We start from the raw sequence: 6,188 nt of genomic DNA, 5'->3' as shown, positions 1-6,188 counted from the left end.
GATGAACTGTGTTAAAAGTCAATAAAAAGTCGAAATATTATTTGGCAAACTCAAAATCATTGACGAACAAGGTTTGGTTTTTAACCACCCCAAAAACTTGTCTGATTAATTTGTTCATCACGGCAATCATAGCGACTTTGTGAGCTTTACCCAAGGCTCTTTGCCTTTGATAAACAGCCACACAGGCCAGGTTATATTTTTTAGCACTTCGGGCAGCCATATAAAGAATCGCTCTGACATAACCCAGTCCGGTTTTAGCCAGCCCATAGTTTTTGTGTACACTTTTGGAGGAGTGTTTTTCGATGGGAACAATTCCTAAGAACTTAAGTACTTGCTTGACATTGCTAAAGTTCTTAAACCCATCACTGGCGATAATCAAAGCATTGGCAGAGGCATCACCGATACCCACTACTGATTTGATTAAACCAAACAAGTGTTTATGTTGGTCATCATCTAAAGTAAAGAGTTCCTCTTTAAATTTAGTGATTTGTATTTGCAAGGTCATTTGCAATAATTCTAAACTTTCAATGACTAACTTGTCAGCTCTTGGGTCAAAAGACAAGGCATGAAGTTGATTCTCATAGGCTTGTTTCTGAGTCATTAAAGTGGATAAATGTTTCCTTTTTTGTCTGAGATGATGCAAATGCTCATCTTCGATACTGGTGGGAGCAGGTTGATAATTGGCTCCATACAAGCTTAATAAGGCTGCATCCACTCCATCATGCTGATGAGTAACTTTCATACTTTTGACAAACCCTTTGCTTTGGCTTGGAGTGATTACACTAAAAGTAATCTCATGAAGCGTTAAAGCATAGCTTAATGGAAGATTATAAGTACCAGTTTGTTCAAAAATAATATGTACATTTTCACCAAGTGTCTCAATCCACTGATTGATAGCTTCTATAGTATTGTCGATAGTTTGTACAGGAAGTTTGATGAATTTGGATGAAGCTTGACTTAAGCCCTGAGCGATGACTAACTCATGGCTTCCCACATCGATACCTATGTACTGTTTGTTTATAGTCATTGTTTTAAAATAGTTTATTTCATGCTTATAACATCATCGTTTGAAGAGATCTATGTCCCAGTGAACTGTCCATAATCGCATGAAGTGGGTAAGTTGGCTATTAGCATCACTCCAGATATATTTTACCAATTTAGCGTCAATATGACCAACTTAACCGTGTCTTAATTTTATTGTATCTTAACTATAAACCAAATTTTATTCCGACTTTGCAATACTACGATTTAGTGAATGGTTGACTTAGTGATTAACTATTTATTGGCCACAGCACGATGATTATTTACACTTAGTTAAGTAATCTTATATTAACAAAACAATCACTCATTCACTAAATCACCCATTCACTCAATCACTAATCACTCAATAGACATGAAAACCGCACTCATCGTAGGAGCTACCGGATTGATAGGTAATCATCTGACTCAAAAAATACTGAATCACCCCTCCTACTCAACTGTAAAGGTGCTGGTTCGTAAATCTCTTGATTTTCAACATCCTAAGCTCGAACAAATTGTTATTGATTTTGATAATTTCAATCAATCATTGGTGGTGGCTGATGATATATTTTGTTGTTTGGGTACTACCATGAAGCAGGCTGGCTCGAAAGAGGCATTCTACAAAGTTGATTTTACTTATCCTTTCGAGATAGCTAAAGCGGCCCTACAAAATGGAGCCAGTCAATACGTGATTGTTACGGCAATGGGTGCTGACGAAAAATCGATGTTTTATTACAACCGGGTAAAGGGTGAAATTGAAAAAGCCATCAGCGATTTACATTACCCGGCTTTACTAATCTTCCGCCCTTCTCTGCTTCTGGGCGAACGCAAGAAATCCCGTGCCGGTGAAGGCTTTGCCACCATTCTCATGAAAACTTTTAATTTTCTGATTCCTGACAACTACAAAGCCATCAAAGGCGAAACTGTAGCCAATGCCATGCTTGCTATGGCACAAAAAGGAATCAAGGGCAAGGATATTATTGTATCTGAAAAAATGCAGGTTTTTGATTCTTGAGTTATCCGGACCTATTTACATTATCAATGAATTTTCTGCAACACGAACCTGGAGATTCGTGCCACAATAAAAAATTTCTGAAGATTTATTTGTGAATCAAAATTTTATTTAGATATTTAGACATATTTCTAAATAAAGATTTTCGTTCAACTTAAACTCTTACAAAAATGGCAGAAATAGCTACCAATGCCCGTGTAGCACGGGTTGACATGACCCCTATGGTCGATTTGGGGTTCTTATTGATTACTTTCTTCATGTTTACCACTACATTCTCTACGCCCAACATGATGAAGTTAGTTATGCCTGATACCAATCAGGTATTAGACCCGCCTGATGTGACACAAGAAAATTCTTTGACATTGGTACTTGGTAAAAACGACAGAATCTTCTGGCATCAAATCAATTATAATGAATTGAATACAGACTACCTGAAAGAAGTCAATTATGGAATTACGCTCCGCCAGTTAATCCTGGAAAAAAGGAAAAATGCCGTTGAGCCCGAAAGTTTTACAGTCATCATCAGAGCGACAGACGATGCCAATTACAAAAATGCAGTAGATGCTTTAGATGAAATGACTATCACCAAGCAGGAAAGATATGTATTAGCAGATATTACCCCTAAAGAAAAACAGGTGTACGAAGCGAAACTAAAACCATAGATATATTTGTGGCTAAAAAAAAGAATATCTGCACAACTGTATGACCAAAGCCACGGAAAATTATTTATATTCGTGGCTTTACTATACCCCTATGCAAAGAAAACTATACTTCATTATCCTACTAAGTATTGTCCTAACCCCTTTTTTTACATTTTCGCAGGTTTTAAAAGAAGATTTAAAACTCAAAGCTAAACTTCAGCAGGCCATTCAGGGTTTTAATGGCGAGGTAGGCATTTATGTGCGTAATCTCAAAACCAATAAATTTGTAGCCATTAATGCCGATACTGTTTTTCCTACAGCCAGCATGATTAAAATACCTATCATGATTGGTACGTTTGATAAAATCAGACAGAGCACATTGAAATATGAACAGGAATTAGTTTATAGAGATTCATTAAAATACGATGATGGCATTGTGGGATCTCTGAAAGACAGTACCAAGATACCTCTAAGTTATGTAATGATGCTTATATGTACCATCAGTGATAATACAGGCAGCTTATGGCTACAAGCCCTATCGGGTGGTGGTAAACGGATTAACGCCATTCTGGATTCTTTAGGTTTTCAGGTAACAAGAGTTAATTCCAGGACACCCGGTAGAGAAGCCAACCGAAGCAAATACGGCTGGGGACAAACTTCACCGAAAGAAATGGTAAATTTACTGACCATGATTCGTGAAGGCAAAGTTATCTCTCCTGCCTACTCAGATAGAATGTACCGAAATCTCGGCCGTCAGTTCTGGGATACAGAAGGGTTATCTCAATTGCCTGCAAATGTGAAGGTAGCTACTAAAAACGGGGCAGTGAATCGCTCCCGCTCCGAAACGGCTTTGGTTCATGCACCGCATGGAGAATATGTGTATAGCATCATAACCAAAAATCAGAAAGATGAGTCGTGGATAAGAGAAAATGAAGGTTATGAATTACTACGCAAAGTAGGTGCTTTGCTATGGCATCATTTTGAATCCAAATCAGATTGGAAACCAGTAGAAGGATACGAAAAACTATAAACAGGATGTTGATACAAGCTTATCAGAAAGACCAGAAATTGGCAGAAGACATTAAAAGTTCTGTATATCAGACACAAGGGTTCAGGGTATGGTGGCTGGGGCAGAGTGGATTCCTGATTCAATACTTAGGGAAACACCTGCTTTTTGACCCGTATTTGTCAGATTCACTGACTAAAAAATATGCTGATACTGATAAACCTCATACCCGTATCAGTGAACTGGTTATTGACCCTGCTTTATTGGATATGATTGATGTGGTTACTTCATCGCATAACCATACCGACCATTTAGATGCAGAAACCTTGCTCCCGATTTTCGAAAAAAATCCTACCATAACGATGGTTATTCCAGAAGCGAATAGGGTATTTGTTTCAGAAAGGCTGAAAAAAGATGTTGATTTTCCGGTGTGTTTAAATGATAATGAGCATATTGAAATCTACCCTTTTAAATTGTACGGGGTTCCGGCAGCGCACAATGCCATAGAAAGAGATGAAGCCGGAAAATTAAAATACATGGGTTTTGTGGCTGAATTTGGTCCGTACAAAGTTTATCACTCAGGCGATACTCTCTGGTATGATGGCATAGTAGATATATTAAAACCATTTGAAGTGGACATTGCTTTTTTGCCGATTAATGGCAACAAACCAGAAAGAAAAGTGGCAGGCAATCTGAATTTTGAAGAAGCTGCGAGACTGGGTAAAGAAATAGGCGCAAAATTAGTTATTCCGCATCATTATCATTTATTTGAATTTAATACCGAAGACCCTGAAAACTTTGTAGCCAAAGCCGACGAATACGGCACACCTTACAGGGTTTTAAGATTGGGAGAAAGAATAGAAATTATTTAAATCATCTTGAACTGTGCCGAGACGGCGTACCGTTTTACCTGATTGAATTGATTGACCTGATTGGACTGATTTACCTGAACATATTTATATATAAATGAAACCTGTATTGAATAAAAGTAAATCAGGTAGATCAGGTCAATCAATTCAATCAGGTAAAACGGTACGCCGTCTCGGCACAGTTCAAGACTAACATACTAATCACTAAAAACAATCATGAAAAAACTAATGATCCTTGCTACCATAAGTAGCCTCATTTTCTCTTGTACCAAACAATCTTCTCAGACAGAGAATAATACCCCTGATAGTACAAGTATCGTGCCTGTTACTACTGCTCCTGAATCCGGCTTGGGCAATAGTGTGTGGGTAAATGCCCGGTATCTGGAAACTCTTGAACAAACCAAATCACCATTGAAGGCTAAAAAATATGCTGATACCGTGATGGTTTCTTTCAATGCTGCGGCCGATACTGCCAATATGGTCTGGAATTTCCATGAAGGTTCAGCTTTTAAAGTAAACAATGGCGACAAACTGGAATTGTTTAATGTATATGAAGCAAAACCAACCCCTGAATATGTGGGCAGTGTAGATGCCTCAACCCTAAAATTAGGCAATACCCGTTTCAGGAAAGTAGATACTATCGGATTTGTCGAGAAAAAATTCTGGGTTGGCAAATACACTTTCAACGGTAAACCCATTGAGCTAAGAGCTGACAATCAGTTATTGGGTGCTGATGGCTTTGATACCTACCGAATCTGGGTTGACTATGTTACTACACAAACAGATATTGATTTGATAGACTTAGGCAAAAAAGACAGTGATAAAACCAAAACCTATGGGTATAAATTCGATGGGAATGATATAGTTTTTTATGACTTTATCTGGAAAGAAGATGGTATAGTGGGCAAAGTAGGTAAAGAGGTTTTCAGATGGAAGAGATTGTAAAATTTACCCCACCCCAACCCCTCTCCCCACAGTTGGGGAGAGGGGTTGGGGTGGGGGGTCGAGGCCTTGCAAAATATTATTTTCTTACAAAGCTTTTTAGTTTGTATGTTTGAAAAAATAGCTTCGGAATCAGTTTCACAGTAACTTTAAGTTAACAGAAGTGAAAAGCAAAAACCGAAGCATATGAAAACAAAAGTAAGAGATTTTAGCGGAGAATCAATCTATGTAGGGATTGATTCACATTTAAAGAGTTGGAAAGTGACAGTGATGTCTAAAGAGTTGATGCTTAACTCCTTTACCCAACCACCAGATAGTGTACAACTTTCTGCCTACTTGAAGGGACATTATCCCGGAGCCGATATTCATTGTGTGTATGAAGCGGGATTTGCAGGATTCAATATTCAACGTCAGTTAAGTTCAGCAGGTATTAATTGTATAGTAATTCACCCTGCAGATGTACCTACAAGTGATAAGGAGAAACGTCGTAAGAGTGATAGCATAGATAGTGGAAAGTTGGCCAGAGGGCTAAAAAACGGAGATTTTAAAGCCCTTTATGTTCCTCCATTGGAACAACAGCAGGACAGGTCACTACTGAGGGTTTATGATAGACTTACCCGAGATATAACCCGGGTAAAGAATCGGATAAAATTCTTTCTGATGTATTTTGGAGAAGCTATCCCTGTTGAATTGCAAAC

At 38.1% G+C, this 6,188-nt stretch carries 7 protein-coding genes; 6 read left to right on the top strand and 1 reads right to left on the bottom strand.

Translation table 11 applies throughout. The annotated features are described in order from the left end of the window. Positions 1 to 37: 37 nt before the first annotated feature. On the bottom strand, positions 38 to 1,027 hold the full coding sequence (locus EWM59_RS27015) for a transposase (RefSeq protein WP_130021068.1): 990 nt from the start codon (positions 1,025 to 1,027) through the stop codon (positions 38 to 40). A 366-nt stretch (positions 1,028 to 1,393) separates the two neighbouring features. Here EWM59_RS27015 and EWM59_RS27010 point away from each other — a divergent pair, with 366 nt between their 5' ends. The 6 genes from EWM59_RS27010 to EWM59_RS26985 form a co-directional block, all read left to right on the top strand. Further along, positions 1,394 to 2,035, top strand: coding sequence for an oxidoreductase (locus EWM59_RS27010; protein ID WP_130024317.1), 642 nt, complete (start codon positions 1,394 to 1,396; stop codon positions 2,033 to 2,035). A gap of 167 nt (positions 2,036 to 2,202) precedes the next feature. Continuing rightward, the gene (locus tag EWM59_RS27005) at positions 2,203 to 2,694 is read left to right on the top strand and encodes a biopolymer transporter ExbD (protein ID WP_130024316.1); all 492 of its coding nucleotides are present in this window, start codon (positions 2,203 to 2,205) and stop codon (positions 2,692 to 2,694) included. A 91-nt stretch (positions 2,695 to 2,785) separates the two neighbouring features. Further along, positions 2,786 to 3,703 carry a serine hydrolase gene (locus EWM59_RS27000; protein WP_130024318.1) on the top strand — a complete coding sequence of 306 codons (918 nt, stop codon included), beginning with the start codon at positions 2,786 to 2,788 and terminating at the stop codon, positions 3,701 to 3,703. A gap of 5 nt (positions 3,704 to 3,708) precedes the next feature. Continuing rightward, positions 3,709 to 4,551 (top strand): MBL fold metallo-hydrolase, encoded by an 843-nt coding sequence (locus EWM59_RS26995; RefSeq protein ID WP_130024315.1) that lies wholly within the window; start codon positions 3,709 to 3,711, stop codon positions 4,549 to 4,551. Positions 4,552 to 4,764: 213 nt separating this feature from the next. Continuing rightward, complete coding sequence (locus EWM59_RS26990) at positions 4,765 to 5,493, top strand: hypothetical protein (protein WP_130024314.1); 729 nt, start codon at positions 4,765 to 4,767, stop codon at positions 5,491 to 5,493. Positions 5,494 to 5,676: 183 nt separating this feature from the next. Beyond that, positions 5,677 to 6,188 (top strand): IS110 family transposase (locus tag EWM59_RS26985; RefSeq protein WP_130024302.1); only part of this gene is annotated, 512 nt, incomplete at its 3' end.

This window comes from Emticicia agri (assembly GCF_004168285.1).
In the GTDB taxonomy this organism is placed as follows: Bacteria; Bacteroidota; Bacteroidia; order Cytophagales; family Spirosomataceae; genus Emticicia; species Emticicia agri.
Note: the sequence above shows the minus strand (reverse complement) of the source record. Positions and strands in the feature narration are given on the sequence as shown.

What these genes read in the sequence shown, in the direction of transcription:
- EWM59_RS26990 (WP_130024314.1), top strand. Translation starts at nt 4,765, where the DNA reads ATGAAAAAACTAATGATCCTTGCTACCATAAGTAGCCTCATTTTCTCT.
- EWM59_RS27010 (WP_130024317.1), top strand. Translation starts at nt 1,394, where the DNA reads ATGAAAACCGCACTCATCGTAGGAGCTACCGGATTGATAGGTAATCAT.
- EWM59_RS27005 (WP_130024316.1), top strand. Translation starts at nt 2,203, where the DNA reads ATGGCAGAAATAGCTACCAATGCCCGTGTAGCACGGGTTGACATGACC.
- EWM59_RS27015 (WP_130021068.1), bottom strand. Translation starts at nt 1,027, where the DNA reads ATGACTATAAACAAACAGTACATAGGTATCGATGTGGGAAGCCATGAG.
- EWM59_RS27000 (WP_130024318.1), top strand. Translation starts at nt 2,786, where the DNA reads ATGCAAAGAAAACTATACTTCATTATCCTACTAAGTATTGTCCTAACC.
- EWM59_RS26995 (WP_130024315.1), top strand. Translation starts at nt 3,709, where the DNA reads ATGTTGATACAAGCTTATCAGAAAGACCAGAAATTGGCAGAAGACATT.